General features: G+C 58.5%; 3 protein-coding genes. All 3 read right to left on the bottom strand.

The genetic code is table 11. From position 1 onward, the window contains the following. Nucleotides 1-31: 31 nt before the first annotated feature. The gene (gene tnpC / locus BLL38_RS29750) at nt 32-1600 is read right to left on the bottom strand and encodes an IS66 family transposase (protein WP_038441719.1); all 1569 of its coding nucleotides are present in this window, start codon (nt 1598-1600) and stop codon (nt 32-34) included. 81 nt (nt 1601-1681) lie between these two features. Further along, nucleotides 1682-2017: an IS66 family insertion sequence element accessory protein TnpB gene (tnpB, locus tag BLL38_RS31005; RefSeq protein ID WP_038441718.1), complete on the bottom strand. Its 336-nt coding sequence runs from the start codon at nt 2015-2017 to the stop codon at nt 1682-1684. Next, nucleotides 2014-2346: an IS66-like element accessory protein TnpA gene (tnpA, locus tag BLL38_RS31000; RefSeq protein WP_038441717.1), complete on the bottom strand. Its 333-nt coding sequence runs from the start codon at nt 2344-2346 to the stop codon at nt 2014-2016. The genes tnpB and tnpA overlap by 4 nt, the downstream gene beginning before the upstream one ends. Between the last annotated feature and the right edge of the window lie 103 nt (nt 2347-2449).

The following is a 2449-nucleotide window of genomic DNA, read 5'->3' as shown; positions in this document are numbered from 1 at the left end:
CGTATGCGTCCGGGCATCCCGCCTTGCGCAACTAAACCGGTTGCCATCTATGCGGCAGCAGCTCCGCAATCTCACTCGCCCGCTGCGTCGGCAGGCGCGTGAGGACGTCCTTCAAATAAGCATACGGATCATGCCCATTGAGCCGCGCCGACTGGATCAAGCTCATGATCGCCGCAGCCCGTTTGCCGCTGCGCAGTGAACCTGCAAAGAGCCAGTTCTTGCGACCCAACGCCCATGGCCGGATCTGGTTCTCGCACCAGTTATTGTCGATGGGTACGGCCCCGTCATCGAGATAGCGCGACAGCGCCGTCCAGCGTTTCAGGCTGTAATCCAGTGCTTTGCTGATAGCCGAGCCATCGTGCACAAGTAGGCGCTGGGCGATCATCCAGGCATGCAGTGCACCCATCACCGGCACAGCTTTTTCCTGCCGTATTCGGTGGCGAAAATCCGGTTCAAGGTCGCGGATCTCACTTTCGATTTCGTAAAGTAACTGGATGTAGCGCAAGGCCTGCTCGGCGAGCTGGCTCTTGTTGGTGGCGTGTAGCTCGAAGAACTTGCGTCTTGCATGGGCCATGCAACCGATTTCGGTTACGCCGAGTTCAAAGCTGGCCTTGTAGCCACCGAAATCATCACAGACCAGCTTGCCCTTCCAGTCTTGCAGAAAGTTACGAGCATGCTCACCGGCGCGGCTGGGGCTGAAGTCGTAGACGACAGCCGCTGTTTCGCAGAGTTGGCTGGTGGCGTAGGCCCAGACATAGGAACGATGAGTTTTTTTCGAGCCCGGCATTAGCATCTGCACGGGTGTTTCATCGGCGTGAATGACCTGCTGCCCGAGCACTACATCGCGCAGCGCATCCACCAGAGGCTGTAACTGCACGCCAGTAACGCCAACCCATTGGGCCAAGGTTGAGCGTGGGATGGCCAAACCGGCTCGACCAAAAATCGACTCCTGGCGATAGAGCGGCAAATGGTCGGCGAACTTGGCGATCATCACATGGGCTAGCAGCCCGGCGGTGGGGATGCCCTTGTCGATGACCTGCGCCGGAACCGGCGCCTGGATCAGCGTTTCGCAGTCATCACAAACCCACTTGCCGCGAATGTGACGCTCCACGGTAAACACGCCGGGCGTGTAGTCCAGTTTCTCGCTGACGTCTTCACCGATACGCTTGAGGGCGCAGCCGCATGGGCAGTGAGTGTTGTCCGGTTCGTGATGGATCAGGGTGCGTGGAAACTCCGGCGGCAACGCAGCGCGCTTGGGCTTTTGCTTTGCCTCGGTTGGAGTTGGAGCTGTTTGCAAGGCCTGAAGCTCAGCCTCAATCGCCGCGATATCGGTATCGATCAAGTCATCGAGCAAGCTGGCCTGCTCCGGACTCAACTGCTCGCTACGCTTGGCAAATTTGAAGCGCTTGAGCTGCGCGATCTCGTGGCTCAACTTTTCGATCACCGTTTGACCATGATGGATCCTCTTACCCATGGTCTCGACGGTCTTGCCCATTGTTTCGACTTGTTGGTCCAGCGTCTCGACACGCTGCATCAACTGCGCTGCCAGAGCGCGCAGTTGTTCAGGGGTCAGGTGATTGAGATCAGGGAGCGAAGTCATGCCGCCGATTTTGCCAGAACAGGTCAAAACCAACGATAGGCTGATCGGACAATTGCACAGCCAGATGGGGCATGGCAGAAGTTATACGATGGAAATCGCGTTGCCTGGCCCGACCCTTTGCCAAGGCAAACCTAGCACCAGAGCATGCAGTTGCTCGGAGCCCAATTCTATCTGCGAACCGTGCCGGGAACCCGGCCAGAAGAACTTGCCCTGATGCAGCCTGCGCGCCGCCAGCCAGATGCCCAGCCCGTCGTGCACCAGCACTTTCATGCGATTGGCACGGCGGTTGGCAAACAGATAAGCACAGTGCGGCTGCGCCGCACCGAACACTGCTACCACCCGAGCCATCGCAGTGTCGGTGCCGGCGCGCATGTCCATGGGCTCGGTGGCGAGCCAGATGGTGTCGATGCGGATCATCGCAACAGGTCTCGCAGAAAGGTGGCGCAGGCGGCAGCACTTTCGGTCGGCCAGTTCACTTTGACGGTGCCACGCGGGTGCTGGATTTCAACGCAGATGTTCGATGATGCAGCTTGCGAATTTCCTCCGGCTAGCTGCAAGGGTAGCGGAACGAAAGCAGGTTGCAGCGCCATGGCTTTCTGCGTTTGCACTCGAATCCATTTGTGGACGAGGTTCGCGTTAAGGCTGTGGCTGAGTGCGACGCTGGCAATCGAAGCGCCGGGCTGGGCACACTCTTGAATGAGCTGGGCCTTGAAGGATTTGGAGTAGGAACGGCGTTGTGGCTGCATGGAAAGACCCGCTTAAAAGGCTAGAAATGGTGTCCACTTAAATTAGGTGGACACCATCGCCTTTGGCGTCGGGGTCAGGAAGGTGTGTTGGCCGGACGCATAC

Origin of the sequence: Pseudomonas gessardii, from assembly GCF_001983165.1 — a bacterium.
Taxonomy (GTDB): Bacteria; Pseudomonadota; Gammaproteobacteria; order Pseudomonadales; family Pseudomonadaceae; genus Aquipseudomonas; species Aquipseudomonas gessardii.
The sequence above is the reverse complement of the archived record's forward strand: the minus strand, read 5'-3'. Positions and strand labels throughout refer to the sequence as shown.